Here is an 18,715-nt window from a genome sequence, read left to right as displayed (position 1 = left end):
GTCGCCGCGCTGCCCGCCGAGTCCGTCGCCCGGGTCGAGCAGGCCAACAAGCTCGACCTGGCCGGCGTGGCCGCTCGCCTGGCGGCGGTCGCCCGCCCGGTGCCCGCGGGTCTGGTCAGCCCCTCCTGAGCTGGTCGAGGAGCGGGGTGCGGATGTCGCAGTCGGCGAGGGCGAACGAGTCGGCGAGCGCGATCAGGTCGTCGTCGCCGAGCCCCCTGAACAGCTCGGCGTACTCGTACGCCAGCGGCTGAGCGACCGCGATGTTGAGGATGAGCGTCCTGACCCAGTCGAAGCGGCCCCACGGGTAGGGGTCGAAGCCGGGGACCTCGCGGGCGATCAGCTCCTGGAACGGCTCGGTCACCTCCGCGACGCCCCGGCCGTCGCTGCCCCACTGGTCGGCGCCCAGGCGGTTCTTCTTCGCCACGAAGTCCCCGAACCGGGTCAGGTACGCGGAGTCCGGCCGGACCATGACCACGCCCTGCCGGCCGAGGTCCTTGTACATCCAGATCGACCACCCGGCCCCGTCCTGGCGGTAGATGTCGAGCTGGTCGTCGAGGAGCCGCCGCCGCATGGCGTCCACCCGCTCGTCACCGGTGTAGATGGGGCCGAACTCCCCCACCCAGACCGGCGTTTCGGTCCGGCGGCAGTACGCGGTGCGTTCGGCGTACTTGGCCGCCAGCGCCGCCTTGTCGTAGTGCCTGCCGTCGGTGAGCCCCGGGTAGTCACCGCCCCGGCCCAGGCCGGGGGCGGCGTAGTCGTGGCAGACGTAGACGGTGTTCTCCCAGGGCTCGGCGAAGACGTCGAACTCGGTCGAGTACGTGTTGCCGTCGAGGAACAGGATGTGCCGCTCGTCGATCCTCCTGATGGCCTCGACCAGACGCCGGTAGAAGGGCCCGACCACGGCCCGCGACTCGTCCGCCGGCTCGTTGATCGGGTTGTACCCGGCCACCCACGGGTTGTCCTTGTAGTGGTCGGCGATGCGCTCCCACATCGCCACCACGCGGTCCTGGAAGTGCGGATGCTCCCAGAACGCGGCCCGGTGCGTGGGATTGTCGGAGTGCCAGTGGTGGTTCTGCCCGCCCGGCAGCGCGTGCAGGTCGATGACCGAGTAGACGCCGTGCCGCGCGCACGCCTCGACGGCCCGGTCGAGGTGCCGGAACCCGTCCTCCTTGAACACGAACGGCGCGCTGTCGTCCTCGAAGTGGTGGTAGTTGACCGGGATCCTGACGCAGTTCAGTCCGGCCCCGGCCAGCAGCTCGGCGTCGGCGTCGGCGAAGAAGGCGGTCAGCAGGCGGTCGAAGAAGAGCTCGTAACGCTCGTCGCCGAGCACGGCCCGGACGGTGGCGCGCATCAGCGACTCGTTGCCGGAATAGCCGGTGATGAAGTTCTCCATGTTGAGCCAGCCGCCCACGGCGACGCCGCGCAGCCGTACGGTGGCGCCGCTCTCGTCGACGAACCGGCGGCCCTCGGTGCGAAGAAACGTCATGCCCTCTCCTACTTCAGGGCGCCGGCCGCCAGGCCGCGCTCGAACAGTCCTTGCAGGCAGAGATAGGCCGCGATCTCGGGGATCGCGGTGATCACCGCACTGGCCAGGACCTTGGTCTGGTCGTTGCTGAACTGGCTGACGAAGAACTGCGGCAGCAGCGTGATCGTCTGCTTGGCCGGGTCCTGGATGAGGACGAGCGGCAGCAGGTACGAGTTCCACGCGCCGATCAGCGTCAGCACGATGATCGCCGCCCCGATGGGCCGCGTCATCGGCAGGACGATGAAACGGAATGCGGTGAAGACGCCGGCGCCGTCCACCCGCGCGGCGTCGAACAGCGAGTCGGGCACCCCGTCGATGAACTTGCGGGTGAGCAGCACGGCGAAGGGGATCTGCAGCGCCGCCAGCGGCAGCACGACCGCCCAGTACGTGTCGTACACGCCGAGGGCCAGCGTGGTCGCGAACAGCGGGGTGAGCAGGACGACCTCGGGCAGCGTGAGCGCGGCCAGGATCAGCCAGAAGTAGACCTCCTTGCCGCGGATGCGCAGCTTGGAGAAGCCGAACGCGGCCAGCATGGTCAGCACGTACACGATCACGATGGTCGAGACGGCGATGATCGCGCTGTTCCTGAAGAACGTCCCGACCGCGCCGACCGCGAACACCGCCTGGTAGTTGCCCAGCCCCTCGCCCGCCAGCGACCCCTGGACCATGGCGACCAGGGGGAACACGTACGGGATGATCAGCAGGGTCGCGAAGAGCTGGAGCAGCAGCCGCGTCGAGCGGCGACGGGCCTCAAACACCGGGCTCACGGTCCTTCCTGTTGGCACGGGCGGCGACGGCGATCGCGCCGAGCAGCGCCAGGACGAGCAGCATCACCGACAGCGCCGCCCCGTAGCCGACGTGCGCCTGCGGGATGCTGACCCGGTAGATGTAGGTGCCGAGGAACTCGGTGGCGTAGTTGGGCCCGCCGATGGTCACCAGGTACGGCACGTCGAACGTCTTCAGCGCCCCGATCACGCCGAGCATGGCGAGGGCCACCGTCGTCCCCCTGACGCCGGGCCAGACGATGCTGACCAGGATCCGCAGGTTGCCCGCGCCGTCGGTGCGGGCCGCCTCCAGGGTCTCCGGGTCGATCTGGCCCATGGCCGCGTAGTAGAGGACGAAGGTCAGTCCGGTGAACTCCCAGACGGTGATGAACATGATGACCGGCATCGCCGTGCTCGACTGGGCCAGCCACGGCTGGGCCAGGAAGCCCAGCCCGAGGTGCTCCAGGGTCCAGTTGAGCTGGCCGTCGGCGGCGAACATCTGCCGGAACACCGGCGCCATCGTGGCCGGCGCGATGACGACCGGGGTGAACACGAGCACCTTGTAGACGGCGGTGAGCCTGATCTTCGAGTGCAGCACCGCCGCGAAGACGAACCCGATGAGGGTCTGCACGGCGAACGTCACCACGAAGAACAGCACCGTGTGCCAGAGCGCGAGCCAGAACACCGGGTCGGCCAGGATCTCGGCGTAGTTGCGCGCGCCCACCGGCGTCGGGGTCGGGCTCGTGCCGTCCCAGTCGAGCGTCGAGAGGTAACCGGTCTCGATGATGCAGTAGTAGATGAGGCCGACGACGAGCACGAAGGCCGGGGAGATCCACGGCAGGCCGGAAGGACGCAGGTTCTTCCTGTTCCGGCGGGCCGTGGCAGATGCGGCGGACGGGGGGCGACGGGTCTTGGTGATGGAGGTCATGAGCTTCCCGCGCGGCTACTTGATCTTCTCGGCGGTGCTCTGCAGGGTCTTCGCCGCCTCTTCCGGCGTGGCCTGCCCGGCGGCCACGGTGGTGGACGCGACGCCGATCGCGGTCTGCAGGTCGGCGCTCACGGTCGCCAGCCGCGGCTCGCTCGACTTGCCCGCGTCCGTGATCAGCTTCTCCAGCGCCGGCCGCTGCACCTCGGGGTTGACCAGCTTGACCGCGTCCCAGTTCGGCTGGGCGGTGGTCAGCGCGGGGATGTCGTTGAGGATGTCGGCCACGGCCTGCTGGCCCTCCTGCGAGGTGCCGAGCCAGGTGACGAAGGTGGTGGCGGCGGCGATGGACTTGGATCTCTTGTTCACGGCCAGCCCGAAGTCCGCGTCACCGTAGAGCGCGCCGACGTTGCCGGTGCCCGCCACGTCGGGGAACGGGATCGCGAGCTGGGTGAACGGCTTCGGGTTCGCCACCCCGGCGCCGGAGATGGCGTTGGTGCTGCCCTCGACCGTGGAGTACTGCATGTACCAGGTGCCCATCATCACCATGGCGTACTTGCCGGACATGAAGCCGTTGTTGGCGTCCGGGTACTGCTGCACGCCGAGCGCGCCCTCCTGCATGATCCCGTCGTCGAACAGCCGCTTCCAGATGGTCAGCGCCTCGACGATGGCCGGGTCGGTCCAGGATGCCTCGCCCTTGAGCGCCTTCTCCCACACGCCCGGCTTGACGTTGTCGGTGATCGCCTGCAGCGTGTCCTCGTTGAACGCGGGCTGGCCGGCGCCCTGCACGAAGCAGCCGACGTCGTGGGACTTGAAGGTCGCGCAGACCTTCTTCCACTCGTCGTACGTCTTCGGCGGGGTGAGCTGGTACTTGTCGAACAGGTCCTTGTTGATCCAGACCGTGCCGGCGAAGACCGAGCCGACCGACAGGCCGGCGAGCTTGCCGTCCGTGGTCAGGCTCGACACCCCGATCGGGGCCAGCTTGGACTTCCAGTCCGATCCGAGGGCCTTCTCCACGGCGGGCGTGAGGTCGACGGCGTTGACCCCGTAGATGCCGACCGAGCCGTTGGCCGCGCCCGGAGCGACGGCGAAGACGTCCGGGCCGACCGTCGAGGCCAGCGCCGGCCGGATGGCGGCGTCGTAGCCGTCGATGGTCAGCTTCTTGAAGGTGACCTTGATCTTCGGATACGCCTTGTTGAACGCCTTGATGTACGTTTCGGCGGGCGCGGCGTCGGGCGTCCACCCCCACCAGGTGATCTCGCCCGAGTCGGCCGCGCCCTTGTCCGCGGTCTCGGTCGAAACTCCGCCCGCGCACCCGGCGAGCGCCAGCCCGGTGGCCACGAACAGGGCGGCGGTCCTGCGGAGGCGGCGATTCCTGGGTCGAGGGGATCCCAGCATGTGATCTCTCCTTGCACGTGATGGCACGTACGGGTCGTTTCGACGCCGGGCCACCCGCCGGGGAAACGACGCGGGTCGGGCTCGGGCTCGTGGAGGCAGAGCGGCCGGACGAACGGGGCCGGGCGGCTCTGCGGTATCAGAAAGTTTCGAAAAAGGGTCTGTGCTCGTGAGCAGCGAAACACCGGACGACGTACAGTGTCAAGAACCTCACTCGAATTCGTTTCCGAGAAGTTTCGAAGAACGCACGATCAAGTGCCCTCGTCCCGGCGAGATCGGGACGGGCGCACTGGATGGCGTAACCACCGGGCGATTCGGCATATCTCCCGCTTTACCTGGCCTTATGCGCTCGCGGACGGAGCCGGGGACTCGGCCGGCGGCGGTGCTACGGTGAAAGAAAGTTTCCGAACCTTCGAGCCCGAGAATGATGAGAGGTGTCGTGGCGACCGAGTACGAGGAGACCGGCGCGCGGAAGCAGGTGCGGCACGTGGCGCGGCGCCGGGGCGGCGACCGCGTCACGATCGCGGAGGTCGCCCGCGCCGCGGGCGTGTCCGTGCCGACCGTGAGCAAGGTGCTCAACGGGCACGACGCGGTCGGCCCCCGGACCCGCCGCCGGGTCGAGGACGCCCTGGCCGCGACCGGCTACCGGCGCCGCGGCAGGTCCGAGCCGGGCCGGGCCGGCCTGGTGGACTTCGTGATCACCGAGCTGGACACCGCCTGGGCCTGTGAGCTGCTGCGGGGCGCCGAGCAGGAGGCGTACCGGCTGGGCGCCCGCCTGGTGCTGACCGTCACGCACGACCGTCAGGCCCATCCGCGCGAGTGGTTCAGGAGCCTCGCCTCCCGGCGCACCGACGGCGTCGTCCTCGTGCTGTCCAGCCGCACCCGCCTGATCGCCGCCGAGCGGCTGCGCTCGATCGACGCGCCGGTGGTCGTGATCGACCAGATGGGCGGCTACGACCAGGACGTTCCCGCGATCGGGGCCGCCAACTGGGCGGGCGGCTTCGCGGCCACCGAGCACCTGACCGGGCTCGGGCACCGGCGCATCGGCATGATCACCGGCCCGGACGACGTGCCGTGCGGCCTGGAACGGCTCGACGGCTACCGCGCCGCGCTCGGCCTGGCCGGGCTGTCACCCGACGAGGACCTGGTGCGGCGGGGCGACTTCTACGCCGGGGGCGGCCGCCGCGGCGCGGCCGAACTGCTCGACCTGCCCGACCCGCCCACCGCCGTCTTCGCCGGGTCCGACCAGCAGGCGATGGGCGTGTACGACGAGGCCCGCGCCAGGGGCCTGCGCATTCCCGCCGACCTCAGCGTGGTCGGGTTCGACGACGTCGAAATGTGCGAGTGGGTGACGCCGCGGCTGACCACGGTCAGGCAGCCGCTCGCCGAGATGGCCGTGCTCGCGGTGCGCCGCGTGCTGGAGGGCGGGCACCCGCCGGGCGAGCCGCCGCCGCGCCTTGAGCTGTCCACCCGGCTGGTGGTGCGGGAGAGCACCGCGCCGTGGAAACCGCCGGCACGGGCCGCCCGCCGGCGCAGGTGAAGGGCTTGGCGGCGGGTCAGGGCCGGCGGGTCAGGGCTGCGGCGTCAGGCTGCGGCGTCAGGTTGCGGCGTCAGGTTGCGGCGTCAGGTGCGGGGTCAGGGCTGGGGGACGCCGAGGGCCTCGCGCCAGGTGTGGCGCGGTTCGTAGCCCAGCTCTTCGCGGGCCTTCGCGCTGCTCAGCAGGCTCTCGTACCCCTCCAGCGGGCGGCGGGCCGGCACGCCGGGGAACATCGACTCCACCAGCTCGGCCGACGGCCGGTCCATGAGCGTGTCACGCGCGGCGATGACGTAGGCGGGAGCGCCCGTGACCTCGGCCGACAGCGCCAGCCGGCAGGCCAGGGCGGCGTCGCGGACGTCCACGTAGCTCCACAGGTTGAACGCCCGCGCCGGCGGATCGTCCCAGCAGGACGGGAGCTTGCGGTAGTCGGCGGCGTCGTGCACGTTCGACAGCCGCAGGCCGACGATCGGGATGCCGGACCACGCCGAGACGTGCTCGGCCAGCGTCTCGCCGATGACCTTCGACAGCGCGTACGCCGAGTGCGGGTGCGGGTAGTGCTCCTCGTCCACGGGCAGGTAGCGCGGCGGCGCCTGCGGCCCGAACGGGAACCCGAGCGTGGTCTCGCTCGACGTCCACACGACCCTGCGCAGGCCGAGCTTGGCCGCGGCCAGGAAGACGTTGCTGTTCATGGCCGTGTTGTCGGTGAACGTGCGGGCCTCGGGGGCGAAGCCGGGCGCGGGGATGGCGGCGAGGTGGACGACGGCGTCCATGCCGGTCAGCGCGTCGACGGTGTCGCCGTAGTCGGTCAGGTCGGCCCGCATCAGCGGGGTGCCCAGCTCCTCGAAGAAGGGGCCGCGGTCGCCGGGCGCGCCGGTCACGTCCACGGCACGGACGTCGTGCCCGTGCGCGAGCAGATCCTGGACCACGGCGCGCCCGGCCTTGCCGTTCGCCCCTGTCACCGCGATGTTCACGGCCGGCCTCGCTTTCCCGATGGTGTCGATGGGTACGGGTGAGTCGTCGATGCAGTGTCGCAGATCTACCCGATTCGTCGAAACTCTCCGGATGGGTTCGGTCGCCGTTAGAGGTGCCCTGACCGGCGAAGACACGGATGGAGCCGGGGAATATCGGGGCGCCCGCTCCCTTGACGTGCTTCGACATCCGGCTCTACGTTGTGACCGAGCGGTAGAAGTTTCGGAGACATTTTCGAAACGTTTCGACGCGATCCGGAGCCCGAGCCGAGCGCGTCAGGACGACTCACAGATTCCGGAGACTCGAAGTGAAGGTTCTCTACATCGGCGGCACCGGCACGATCAGCTCGTCCTGCGTGGCCGAGTCGGTGCGCCAGGGCATGGACGTGCACGTGCTGAACCGGGGCCGCACCGCCGGTGTCCGGCCGCTCCCCGACGGCGTCACCACCGTCACCGGCGACGTGCACGACCCGGAGTCCATGCGCGCCGCCCTCGACGACTCCTCGTACGACGTCGTGATCAACTTCCTCAGCTACGGCGCCGAGGACGCCGCGGCCTGGGTGGAGCTGCTGTCGGGCCGGATCGGCCAGTACATCCACATCAGCACCGCCTCGATGTACCACAAGCCCGTGCGCAAGGTGCCGATCGTGGAGTCGACCACGCGGTACAACCCCCACTCGACCTACTCGCAGGACAAGATCGCCGCCGAGGACGTGCTGCGGCGCGCGTACGAGGAGCGTGGCTTCCCCGTCACCATCGTGCGGCCCTCGCACACCTACGACGACGCGCGCCCGCCGCTGCCCGGCGACTGGACGGCGTGGGACCGGATCGTGCGCGGCGACGAGCTGGTCGTCCCCGGCGACGGCACCAGCCTGTGGACGCTGACGCACGCCGCGGACTTCGCCGTGGGCCTGGTCGGCCTGGCCGGGAACTGGCCGGCGATCGGCGAGGACTTCCACATCACCTCCGACGAGGTGCTCACCTGGAACGAGATCTACGACGTCATCGCGAAGACGGCGGGGGCCGAGGCGCGGCTGCTGCACCTGCCGTCGGAGTTCCTGCCGATCGTGGCTCCCGACTGGTTCTGGTCCAGCCTGATCGTCGGCGACCTCTCGCACAGCGCGGTGTTCGACAACAGCAAGATCAAGCGGTTCGTGCCCGCGTTCCGGCCCGTGATCACCTGGCCGGCCGGCGCCAGGCGGCTGCTGGAGTGGCGGGCCGGCCACGCCGAGCACGCCCGCCCCGACGCCGGGACCGACGCGCTGCTCGGCCGTCTCGTCGAAGGACACCAGGCCGCGGTGTCCGCGGTACGCAAGCTGGCGCCGTGACGCGGCGCACCGGAATGGACTCAGGATCGCTCGCAGAGGCGACGCGATCGTCCCGGCACGGCGGCCGGGTGGCGAAAGGATTCGTGGACTGACATGGCAGGTGACCGCACCTCCCGCGAGGAGCTCGTCGAGAGCCTGGTCGCCCGGATGAGCCTGGCCGAGAAGGTCGCGCAGCTCTACGGCGTCTGGGTGGGCATCGACGGCGCCGACGGCGAGATGGCTCCGCACCAGCACGAGTTCGCCAGGCTGCACACCGCGTGGGACGACCTGGTGCGCGACGGCCTCGGCCAGCTCACCCGGCCGTTCGGCACCACGCCCGTCGGCGTCCGCACGGGCGCGGCCACACTCGCGAAGACGCAGCGCGAGATCATGGCGGCCGGGCGGTGGGGCATCCCCGCCCTGGTGCACGAGGAGACCCTGACCGGGCTGGCCGCCTGGCGGGCCGCCGTCTACCCGTCCCCGCTGTGCTGGGGCGCGAGCTTCGATCCCGCGCTGGTCGAGCGGATGGGCGCGCAGATCGGCGCCACCATGCGGCGGCTCGGCGTGCACCAGGGCCTGGCCCCGGTCATGGACGTCGCCCGCGACCTGCGCTGGGGGCGCGTCGAGGAGACCATCGGCGAGGATCCCCTGCTGGTGGGCACGATCGGCAGCGCCTACGTGCGCGGCATGCAGTCGGCGGGCGTGCTGGCCACGCTCAAGCACTTCGTCGGCTACTCGGCCTCGAAGGGCGGCCGCAACCTGGCCCCCGTGTCGGCCGGCCGCCGCGAGATCGCCGACGTGCTGCTGCCGCCTTTCGAGATGGCGCTGCGGGCGGGCGCCGACTCGGTGATGAACTCCTACGCGGACGTGGACGGGATGCCGGTCGCGGCCGATCCCACCCTGCTCACCGACCTGCTCCGCGACACCTACGGCTTCACCGGCACGGTCGTGGCCGACTACTTCTCGATCGCCTTCCTGCAGACCCTGCACAACGTGGCGGGCTCACCCGGCGAGGCGGCCGGGCTGGCACTCGCGGCCGGGATCGACGTCGAGCTGCCCACCGTGCACTGCTACGGCCCGCCCCTGGTCGAGGCGGTCGAGCGCGGGGAGGTGGACATCGCGCTGGTCGATCGTGCCCTGCGGCGCGTGCTGTGGCAGAAGGCCCGGCTCGGCCTGCTGGACGAGGACTGGACGCCGGAGCCCGACGTGCTCGACGCCGAGGAGGACGCCGAGTCGGGTGACGTCGTGCTGGACGACGCCGCGGCCAGGGCCCTGGCCGGAGAGCTGGCCCGCCGGTCCGTCGTGCTGCTGCGCAACACCGGGACACTGCCGTTGGCGCCGGGACTGCGACTGGCCGTCGTCGGGCCGCGCGCCGACACCCCGCAGGCCATGATGGGCTGCTACTCGTTCCCGATGCACGTCGGCGTGCACCACCCCGGCGTGGGCCTCGGCATCGAGGTGCCGACGCTGGTCGAGGCGCTGCGCGGCGACGCGGCCGGCTACGACGTCCGTTACGAGCAGGGATGTCCCGTGACGGGCGGGGACGTCGCCGATATCGCCGCCGCGGCCGGGCTGGCGGCGGACGCGGACGTCTGCGTGGCCGTGCTCGGCGACCAGGCGGGGCTGTTCGGCGGCGGCACCTCGGGCGAGGGCTGCGACGCGACGAGCCTGCGCCTGCCCGGGCGGCAGGAGGAACTGCTGGAGGCGGTCCTCGCCGCCGGCACGCCGGTGGTGCTGGTGCTGCTGGTCGGGCGGCCGTACGAGCTGGAGCGGCAGGTGGACCGGCTGGCGGCCGTGGTGTGCGGGTTCTTCCCCGGCGAGGAGGGCGCGCACGCCCTGGCCGACGTGCTGTCAGGCCGGACCGACCCGATGGGGCGGCTGCCGGTGAGCTTCCCCGGCTCCGGCGGCAACCAGCCCGCCACCTACCTCGCCGCGCCGCTGGCCCGGCGCAGCAAGGTGAGCACCGTGGACCCGACGCCGCTGTTCGCCTTCGGCCACGGGCTCTCCTACACCCCGATCGAATGGACGGCCGTCGCCGGGGACCCGTCGGGGACGTGGGCCACGGACGGCACCTTCGACGTGCGGGTCACACTGCGCAACGGCGCGGCCGGCACGGTGTCGGAGGTCGTCCAGGTGTACCTGCACGACCCGGTCGCCGAGGTGGCCAGGCCCGTGCAGTCGCTGCTCGCCGCGCCCCGGGTGGACCTGGCGCCCGGGGAGACGCGCGAGGTGACGATCACGCTGCACGCCGACCAGACGTCCTATACGGGCGCGTCGGGGCGGCGGCAGGTCGATTCGGGCGCGGTCGAGCTGCGGGTGGGGGCGTCCAGCGCCGACATCCGGGAGGTCATCGAGGTCTCGATGACCGGTCCGCGGCGGTACGTCGGCTTCGACCGGGTGATGGAGGCGAGGGTCAGCCAGGTCTGACCAGAACGTACGCGGCCGGTGCCCCCAACGCGGGCGCCGGCCGTACTTGCGTCATTCGCCGGGATAGCGCAGCCCGATCTGGGCGCGTACCTCGTCCATCGTTCCCATGATCTGGCAGACCTCGTCCGACGGCAGCACCGGGCTCTCCAGCAGGCCCGCGCGCACGCACCGCGCCACCTCCTCGGTCTGGAAACGCAACCCGCTGCCCGGTACGGCGAACTCGTAACGCTCGGTCGCGCCGCCGCGCGTGGTCAGCGTGAACGTGGTCGCGCGGTACCACATGGTGTCGATGTCGACGCGCGCCTCGGTGCCCGCGATCGTCGCCCGGTTGGGCAGCCACGCCTCCATGGAGGTGGTCGCCACCGCCTGGCGGCCCTCGTCATAACCCAGGACGACGGCGGTCTGCGCGTCCACCCCGGTGTCGCCGGCGTGCGAGGTGGCCAGCACGGACGAGGGGCGGCCGAGCACCATGGACATGAAGGACAGCGGGTATACCCCCAGGTCGAGCAGCGCGCCGCCGCCGAGGTGCGGGTCGAACATCCGGTGCGCCGGGTTCCGCCGGAACCACACGCCGTGCTCGGCGGTCACCAGCCTGACGTCCCCGAGCCGCCCCTGCGCGAGCAGTTCCCTGATCCGGACCATGTGCGGCAGGAAGCGCGTCCACATGGCCTCCATCAGGAACACGCCACGCGAGCGGGCCAGCTTCACCAGCTCCTCCGCCTGGGCTCGGTTGACCGTGAACGGCTTCTCCACCAGCACGGCCTTGCCGGCCTCGATCGCCGCCACCGCCACGTCCCTGTGCGCGGTGTGCGGCACCGCGACGTAGACGGCGTCGATGTCGTCCGACTCCAGCAGCGCCGCGTGGGTGCCGTGGCAGCGGGGCGCGGAGGTCCGCGCGGCGAACGCCTCGGCCCGCGCGGTGGAGCGGGAGGCGACCGCGACCAGCGCGCCCTCGTCGGAGCGCCGCAGGTCGTCGGCGAACTGCCCGGCGATGCCGCCGGTGCCGATGATCCCCCACCGCAGCGGCCCCGGCCTGTAGGTCTTCGTCAACGCAACCACGTCCCGCTCGGCGGAGTCAGCTTGTCCAGTTCGGCCCACAGGTCGCCGGGGATGTCGAGCGAGGCGAGCTCCAGCGTGTGCGCGAGGCGTTCCGGCTTGGTGATGCCCACGACGGTCGTGCTGATCCGCGGGTCGCGCATGGAGAACTGCAGCGCGGCGGCGGCCAGCGGCACCCCGGCCCGTTCGCAGGCGCGCCACATCCCGGCGGCGCTCTCCTTGACCTCGTCCGACGCCATCCGGTACGCGTACCGCGGAGCCGTGTCCGGGCCTTTGACCAGCATGCCGCCACCGAACGGCGCGGCGTTGAGCACGGCGACGCCGGCCTCGGCGCACTGGTCGAGCAGCGGTTCGGCCGACCGGTCGAGCAGCGTGAACCGGTTGTGCGTGATGACCGCCTGGAACACGCCGAGGTTCACGAAGCGCCGCAGCATGTCCACCGGCCCGCCGGCCACCCCGATGTGGCCGACGAGCCCTTCCTCCTGGGCCTGGACGAGCGCCTCGACCGGGCCGCCGGGGGCCGTGGCCTGGTCGAACGTGATGCGCTCAGGGTCGTGCAGGTAGACCAGCGGCAGGTGGTCCATGCCGAGCCGTTCCATGCTCTCGGCCAGCGACGCCCTGACCCGCGCGCCGGAGAAGTCGCCGCTCGCGTCGGGGTCGACCTTGGTGCTCAGCAGGAAGTCCGCCGGCACGCCGCCGATCTCGCGCAGCACCGCGCCGATCCGTCTCTCGCTCTCCCCGCCGCCGTAACTGTTGGAGGTGTCCAGGAACCGGATCGGCCCGTCGAACACCGCCCGCAGCGTGCGCAGAGCCTGGTCGTGGTCCACCTCGTAGCCGTAGATGCCCGGGATGCTGCCGATCGCGCTGGTACCGATGCACAGCGGCGGGGCCATCAGCCCGGTGGAGCCCAGGGGGCGCTTGGTGAGCATGCTCCTCGTCCTTTCTTCGCGTCCCGCCCTCGCCGCGCGAGGGGTTTCTCGCGTCCCGCCCTCGCCGTGCGCCGGGTCAGCCGCCGAAGCCGTCCTGGGCGTGGGCGCGCAGGTAGTCGATGTCGAAGTCCAGTCCGAGTCCGGGGCCCGCCGGCAGCTTGAGCCGCCCGCCGCTGTTGTCCAGCGGCGTGCGCAGGAACCGGTTGTAGGCCGCCAGGTCGTGACCGCTCGACTCGATGCGGTAGAAGTTCGGCACGGTGATCATCACGTGGCCGCCGGCGACCAGGTTGACCGGACCGCTCGCGTCGTGGGGGGAAACGGGCACGTAGTACGCCTCGGCCATGGTGGCGATCTTCTTGAGCTCGGAGATGCCGCCGGTCCAGGTCACGTCCGGCATGACGAAGTCGGCGAGCCCGTTCTCCAGGACCGGGACGAAGTCCCACCGGGTGTGCAGCCGCTCCCCCACCGAGATCGGCACCCGGACCCGCTCGCGCACCTGCTTGAGCGCGTGGTAGCTCTCCGGCGGCACCGGCTCCTCGTACCAGTGGATGCCGCCCGCCTCGTCCAGCGACTGGCCGAGCCGGATGGCCGTGGGCACGTCGAACCGGCCGTGCGCGTCGATCAGCAGCTCCACGTCGGGTCCCGCGACCTCGCGGATGAGCGCGGTCAGCTCCATCGCCTCGCGCTCGTGCGCGCGGCTCAGCCGGCCGTCGAGGTAGCGGTCGTTGCTCTCCGGCTCGCCGGGGGCGTGCGGGAACGGGTCGAACTTGATGGCGGTGTGGCCCGAGTCGACGATCTTCCTGATCTCGTCCTCGACCCCGTCGCGGGTGCCGAAGCGGCTCTGGTCGGGGTGGGTGTAGAGGAGCAGGTCGTCCCGCACGGTGCCGCCGAGCAGGTCACAGACCGGCTGGCCGAGCACCTTGCCGCGGATGTCCCACAGGGCGATGTCGATGGCGCTGGTCACGTTCGTCCCGGCGCCGCGGCTGCCCATGTAGGTGAAGGCGCGGAACACCTTGTGCCAGATGTCCTCGATCTTGGCGGGGTCGTCGCCGACGAGCAGTTCGGTGGCCTGGCGCACCATGGCGGCGATGCCGCGGTTGGCCGTGCGCGTGGTGGTGGTGATCTCGCCCCAGCCGTCGACGCCCTCGTCCGTGCGGACCTGGACGAACAGGAACTCACCCCAGTAGGAACCGCCCGACCGGATCAGCCAGGGAACGAGCTCCACGATCTTCATTCGCGCCATCCTCTCACTCGGTGTCCCCGCCTGCCTGCGCGTCGCGCCAGCGTTCGTACTCGGGGCGGGCCTCCTCCGACAGCGGGTAGTAGGTGCGCAGGTCGCCGCCCTGCGACAGCCGCAGCCGGGAGAACTCCTCCCACTCCGCGTGGCTGCCCGCCTCCGCCAGCAGCGCCGGGGCGAGCTTGATCGGGACGACCACCGCGCCGTCGTCGTCGGCGACGATGATGTCACCGGGCTCCACGACGGTGTTGCCGCACGCCACGGGCACGTTGACGGCCGTGGGGAAGATGTCCGTCTGCGAGTGGAAGTTGGGCGTGGTGCCGCGCAGCCACAGCCCGAGGCCGAGCTCGCGCACCTTGCCGAGGTCGCGGATGCAGCCGTCCACGACCACGCCGACACCCCCGCGCTGCTTGAAGTAGATCATCATCATCTCGCCGAAGACGCCGCTGGCCATGTCGCCGCGCGCGTCCACCACCACGATGTCGCCCGGCCGGGTGTGGTAGAGCACGTGCCGGTGCAGCTGCTTCTCCGGCTCGGCGTACTCGTCGACCTGGTAGAGGTCCTCGCGCTTCGGCATGAACTGCAGGGTCAGCGCCGGGCCGGCGACGCACGTGCCCGGCGTGAACGAGACCGGGCCGCGGATGTGCGCGCTGCGGACCCCGAGCCGGTTGAGCTCACTGCTCGCGGTCGCGCTCCCGATGGCCGCCAGAGCGCTGACGAGCTCCTCGGGAGGGCGAACGATGTCGTGGGTCTCGATCACGTCGGTTCTCTTTCGGGTCGTGAGCCGGGCCGGCGGTCAGAATTAGTTTCGAAGAAGTTTCGATACTGTGGCTGCAGGTCATCGTAACCCGATCGGCGCCCGAGCGCGATACCCGTGGATCATTCCTCCAGGTCGCCGGGCTGCCCGAGCCGCTTCTCCGCAGGTCGATGTCGGTCCCGAAGAGCCGCGCTGAGCGGCGATCCGACGTTCTGAGGGCCAGGTGAGGTCTTGACGTCGTATTTTCGCCGCCGTAACTTGGCTCGAACGCAGTCGAAACTCGAACCGACCGCTTCGAAACTTCAGCCGAAGTCTTTCCGGCGGCTCCCTCTCTCCTTTCCTTCACCCTCCTCCTCCAAGAAATGGGTCGACATGAAGCGCAAACATCCGGTCGCGCTGACGATCGTGGCGGTTTCGGTCCTGCTCGGCGGATGCGGTGGTGGCGGAGGTGGCGGCGGCTCCCCCAGCGGCACTCCCGTCTCCGGGGGCACGTTCACGATGAACCTCGGCACCGATCCTGGGACGATCAACCCGTACAAGACCACGGGCGGCACCAACCGGCAGATCCTCGCCTTCAGCTACGACACGCTCGTCGGGCGGATGCCCGACGGCAGCGTGGCCCCGCAGCTCGCCACCGAGTGGAAGGTGGCGCCCGACGAGGTCACCTACACCCTGCGCAAGGGCGTCACCTGCGAGGACGGCACCCCGCTCACCGCCGGCGCGGTCGCCGCCGACTTCGACTACGTCAAGGACCCGAAGACGCTGTCCGCCTGGGTCAACCTCACCATCCCCGTGCCGTACACGGTCAAGGCGGACGACGCGGCGGGCACCGTGACCGTCAAGACGAAGACGCCGTTCGGGTTCCTGCTGGAGGGCGCGGGCTCGCTGCCCATCGTCTGCCCGGCGGGGCTGAAGGATCCCGCCTCCATCGAGCACGCCTCCAACGGGACGGGCCCGTACAAGGTGACCGACTACGTCCCTGGCGACCACTACACGCTCGAAGCGCGGCCCGGCTACGCGTGGGGCCCGAAGGGGGCAGGGAACGCGGAGGCGGGCAGCCCGAAGACGGTGAAGATCGCGTTCGTGCAGAACGAGTCCACCTCCGCCAACCAGCTGCTCTCCGGCCAGATCAACGCCGCCCAGATCACCGGCCCCGACCGCGCCCGCCTGGACGCCACCCCCACGCTGAAGAAGTTCGACGTGCCGGTGATGGTCGGCGAGATGAACCTGAACGAGGCCAAGGGCCGCGTGTTCGCCGACCCCGAGGTGCGGCTGGCCATGGCCGCGGCGCTCGACCGCGCGCAGGTCACCAAGGTCGGCACCAGCGGCACCGGCCAGGTCGCCGACAACATGATGGTGGAGAAGCCCGTCTCCTGCCCCGGCGACGAGACCACCGGCACGCTGCCCGCGTTCGACCCGGCCGCGGCGAACCAGCGGCTCGACGCCGCCGGATACGTCAAGGGCGCCGACGGCATCCGTGCCAAGGACGGCAAGAAGCTCACCGTCAACCTGCTCTACCAGGTCGGCGCGCCGCAGACGGTGTCCGCGGTGGAGCTGATCGGCCAGCAGCTCATGGCCGTCGGCATCGGCACGAACCTCAAGGGCCTCACCCAGGCGGCGTTCCTCGAAGCGCTCTACACCACGCAGGACTTCGACGCCTACTACAGCGGGATCAACCTGGAGTTCCCCTTCATGATGACCGCGTACTGGGGCGGCGCGACCCCTGACAAGGGCGGTCGCAACACCGGGAGCATCCAGAACGAGGAGTTCGACAGCCTGTCGGCCAAGGCGCTGGCCGCCTCCGGGTCGGAGGGGTGCGAGCTGTGGAAGCAGGCGCACCAGGCGCTGCTCAAGCGGGTGGACGTGCTGCCGATCTCCGTCGGCAACCGGCCGTTCTACACCTCGAAGTCCTCGCTGCAGACCGTCGGGCTGTTCGCGGTGCCGACGAGCCTGCGGCTGTACCAGTGAGCGCGGGCCACGAGGCCGCGGAGATGCGGCCTTCGAACGACGGGGCGCGGTACGGGGCCGCCCCGCCGGCGCGAGAGGGGGCGCGCCGGCGGTCCGGGGCCGGACGCTGGGTGGTGTTCGCCGGCCGGCGGCTGGTCCGGCTCGTGCTGTCGCTGCTCGTCCTGGTGGCGGCGACGTTCATCATGGTCCACCTGATCCCCGGCGATCCGGTGCAGACCGCGCTCGGCGACCAGGCCACGCCGCAGATGGTGGCCCAGCGCCGGCACGAGCTGGGCCTCGACCTGCCGCTGCCCGAGCAGTTCTGGCGGTACGTGGCAGGCGTCATGACCGGCGACTTCGGCCGTTCCATCGTGACCGAGGCCCCGGTGGCCGGCCTGCTGACCACCCGGTTCCCGAACACGCTGCGGCTGGCCGGGCCGGCGTTCCTGCTGGTCGTGCTGATCGCGATGCCGGTCGGGCTGTTCACGGCGGTGCGGACGAGAGGCGGGCGCGGGCGGCACGTGCGCGGCTGGTTCGTGAACGTGACCGGCCTGCTCAACTCGATCCCCGACTACGTGCTGGCCACCGTGCTCAGCCTCGTGTTCGTGGTGACGATCAAGGCGTTTCCGGCGGCGGGCGACGAGGGGCTCAGCTCGTACGTGCTGCCCGTCGCGGCGCTCGTCGCGGGCCCGGCGGCCTCACTGTCCAGGATCGTCAGGGTGGAGGCGCTCAAGGTGCTGGACGCGGAGTACGTCAGGGCCGCCAAGGCGCGCCGCGTGCCGACGGCCCTGCGTTACCGGCGTTACGTGCTGCCGAACATGATGACCGCCTCCCTGACCTACGGCACCATGATCCTGGCCGGCCTGATCGCCGGAACCGTGCTGGTGGAGAACGTCTTCGGCTGGCCGGGGGTCGGCACGGTGATCTCGCAGGCGGTCATCCAGAAGGACTATCCGCTGATCCAGGGCATCCTGCTGGTCCTCGGCACCGCCGTCCTGCTGCTCAACATGGTCGTGGACGTCGTGCTCGGCGTGCTCGATCCGCGATCCCGGCTGGGGGAAGTCTGACATGACCGTTTCGACGGCTGCCTTCCGGGGCCCGCGTCCCGGCCGCCTGGTGTCCGGCGGCGTACCCCTGCTCCTGATCCTGCTGTTCGTCTTCCTCTCGGTCGCCGGCCCGTCGATCTGGGGCCAGTCCGCGTCGGCGAGCAACGTGGCCGAGGCCAACCAGTCGATCAGCGCCGCGCACTGGATGGGCACCGACGACCTGGGGCGCGACATCCTGGCCAGGACGCTCGTGGCGACGCGCAACTCGCTGGTGCTGGCCGTGGTCGCCACGATCGTGGGCGGCTGCGTCGGTATCGGGCTCGGGCTGATGTCCGCGATGTCACGCCGCCTGGGCCGCGCGCTCAGCGCGCTGATCAACGTGCTGATCGCGTTCCCCGCGCTGCTGCTGGCGATCTTCTTCGCGGTGCTGTTCGGGATCGGCTCGGTGGGCAGCGTGCTCGCGGTGGGCGCCTCGTTCGCGCCGGGGTTCGCCCGCATCACGCAGACGCTCACGGCGTCGGTGGTGTCCAAGGAGTACGTCGAGGCGTCCCGCGTGCTGGGCCGGGGCCCGATCTACCGGACGTTCCGCCACATCCTCCCCAACATCGCCGAGCCGATCGTCCTGTACTCGACCATCCACATCGGGACGGCGGTGCTGGCGCTGTCCGGTCTCAGCTTCCTCGGGCTGGGCGTGCAGCCGCCCGTCTACGACTGGGGCCGGCTGCTCAACGACGGGCTCACCCGCATCTACGTGACCCCCGGCGTGGCCATCGCGCCGTCGATCGCGATCGTGCTGGCCGGCCTGACGTTCAACCTGGCCGGCGAACGGCTGTCGGACCTCATCGCCGGCCGCCCTGGGCAAGGTCCTGCCGGACCCGGCGCTGAAGGCCCGCACGGA

The 18,715-nt window shown here is 70.9% G+C and carries 15 protein-coding genes; 6 read left to right on the top strand and 9 right to left on the bottom strand.

The annotated features are described in order from the left end of the window. Positions 1-115: 115 nt before the first annotated feature. Genes ABFX54_RS51955 through ABFX54_RS51940 form a run of 4 tightly spaced genes read right to left on the bottom strand, consistent with a single transcriptional unit; the run spans position 116 to position 4,609 of the window. Positions 116-1,486, bottom strand: coding sequence for a glycoside hydrolase family 5 protein (locus ABFX54_RS51955; RefSeq protein WP_346114671.1), 1,371 nt, complete (start codon positions 1,484-1,486; stop codon positions 116-118). A gap of 8 nt (positions 1,487-1,494) precedes the next feature. Next, on the bottom strand, positions 1,495-2,292 hold the full coding sequence (locus ABFX54_RS51950; RefSeq protein ID WP_346114670.1) for a carbohydrate ABC transporter permease: 798 nt from the start codon (positions 2,290-2,292) through the stop codon (positions 1,495-1,497). Beyond that, the gene (locus ABFX54_RS51945) at positions 2,276-3,217 is read right to left on the bottom strand and encodes a carbohydrate ABC transporter permease (RefSeq protein WP_346114669.1); all 942 of its coding nucleotides are present in this window, start codon (positions 3,215-3,217) and stop codon (positions 2,276-2,278) included. Before ABFX54_RS51945 ends, ABFX54_RS51950 begins: the two co-directional genes overlap by 17 nt. A 15-nt stretch (positions 3,218-3,232) precedes the next feature. After that, the gene (locus ABFX54_RS51940; RefSeq protein WP_346114667.1) at positions 3,233-4,609 is read right to left on the bottom strand and encodes an ABC transporter substrate-binding protein; all 1,377 of its coding nucleotides are present in this window, start codon (positions 4,607-4,609) and stop codon (positions 3,233-3,235) included. A 436-nt stretch (positions 4,610-5,045) separates the two neighbouring features. Between ABFX54_RS51940 and ABFX54_RS51935 the strand changes: the two genes are divergently transcribed. Continuing rightward, on the top strand, positions 5,046-6,146 hold the full coding sequence (locus ABFX54_RS51935; protein ID WP_346114666.1) for a LacI family DNA-binding transcriptional regulator: 1,101 nt from the start codon (positions 5,046-5,048) through the stop codon (positions 6,144-6,146). Positions 6,147-6,241: 95 nt separating this feature from the next. Here the strand turns inward: ABFX54_RS51935 and ABFX54_RS51930 are convergent, their stop codons facing one another. Then, entirely contained in the window at positions 6,242-7,114 is an 873-nt protein-coding gene (locus ABFX54_RS51930; RefSeq protein ID WP_346114665.1) for an NAD-dependent epimerase/dehydratase family protein, read from the bottom strand. Between the two features lie 305 nt (positions 7,115-7,419). Between ABFX54_RS51930 and ABFX54_RS51925 the strand changes: the two genes are divergently transcribed. Beyond that, positions 7,420-8,439, top strand: coding sequence for an NAD-dependent epimerase/dehydratase family protein (locus ABFX54_RS51925; protein ID WP_346114664.1), 1,020 nt, complete (start codon positions 7,420-7,422; stop codon positions 8,437-8,439). A 93-nt stretch (positions 8,440-8,532) separates the two neighbouring features. Beyond that, a complete protein-coding gene (locus ABFX54_RS51920; protein ID WP_346114663.1) occupies positions 8,533-10,845 on the top strand; it encodes a beta-glucosidase family protein in 2,313 nt (770 codons plus the stop codon). 51 nt (positions 10,846-10,896) lie between these two features. On the opposite strand, the gene ABFX54_RS51915 is transcribed toward ABFX54_RS51920, so the two are convergent. The 4 genes from ABFX54_RS51915 to ABFX54_RS51900 all read right to left on the bottom strand — a co-directional run bounded on the left by ABFX54_RS51915 (position 10,897) and on the right by ABFX54_RS51900 (position 14,827). After that, positions 10,897-11,895 (bottom strand): Gfo/Idh/MocA family protein, encoded by a 999-nt coding sequence (locus ABFX54_RS51915; RefSeq protein ID WP_346114661.1) that lies wholly within the window; start codon positions 11,893-11,895, stop codon positions 10,897-10,899. Continuing rightward, entirely contained in the window at positions 11,892-12,830 is a 939-nt protein-coding gene (locus tag ABFX54_RS51910) for an aldo/keto reductase (protein WP_346114659.1), read from the bottom strand. The genes ABFX54_RS51915 and ABFX54_RS51910 overlap by 4 nt, the downstream gene beginning before the upstream one ends. A gap of 76 nt (positions 12,831-12,906) precedes the next feature. Further along, a complete protein-coding gene (locus ABFX54_RS51905; protein WP_346114658.1) occupies positions 12,907-14,064 on the bottom strand; it encodes a mandelate racemase/muconate lactonizing enzyme family protein in 1,158 nt (385 codons plus the stop codon). A gap of 13 nt (positions 14,065-14,077) precedes the next feature. Then, a complete protein-coding gene (locus ABFX54_RS51900) occupies positions 14,078-14,827 on the bottom strand; it encodes an RraA family protein (protein WP_346114657.1) in 750 nt (249 codons plus the stop codon). Between the two features lie 369 nt (positions 14,828-15,196). Here ABFX54_RS51900 and ABFX54_RS51895 point away from each other — a divergent pair, with 369 nt between their 5' ends. The 3 genes from ABFX54_RS51895 to ABFX54_RS51885 form a co-directional block, all read left to right on the top strand. Further along, positions 15,197-16,792, top strand: a complete 1,596-nt coding sequence (locus tag ABFX54_RS51895) for an ABC transporter substrate-binding protein (protein WP_346114656.1) — start codon at positions 15,197-15,199, stop codon at positions 16,790-16,792. Positions 16,793-16,815: 23 nt separating this feature from the next. Beyond that, positions 16,816-17,838, top strand: a complete 1,023-nt coding sequence (locus ABFX54_RS51890; RefSeq protein WP_346114655.1) for an ABC transporter permease — start codon at positions 16,816-16,818, stop codon at positions 17,836-17,838. A 1-nt stretch (position 17,839) separates the two neighbouring features. Beyond that, positions 17,840-18,715, top strand: an 876-nt coding sequence (locus ABFX54_RS51885; RefSeq protein WP_346114653.1) for an ABC transporter permease, incomplete at its 3' end; no start/stop codon positions are given.

Source organism: Nonomuraea maheshkhaliensis (assembly GCF_039529435.1).
GTDB lineage: Bacteria > Actinomycetota > Actinomycetes > Streptosporangiales > Streptosporangiaceae > Nonomuraea > Nonomuraea maheshkhaliensis.
The sequence above is the reverse complement of the archived record's forward strand: the minus strand, read 5'-3'. Positions and strand labels throughout refer to the sequence as shown.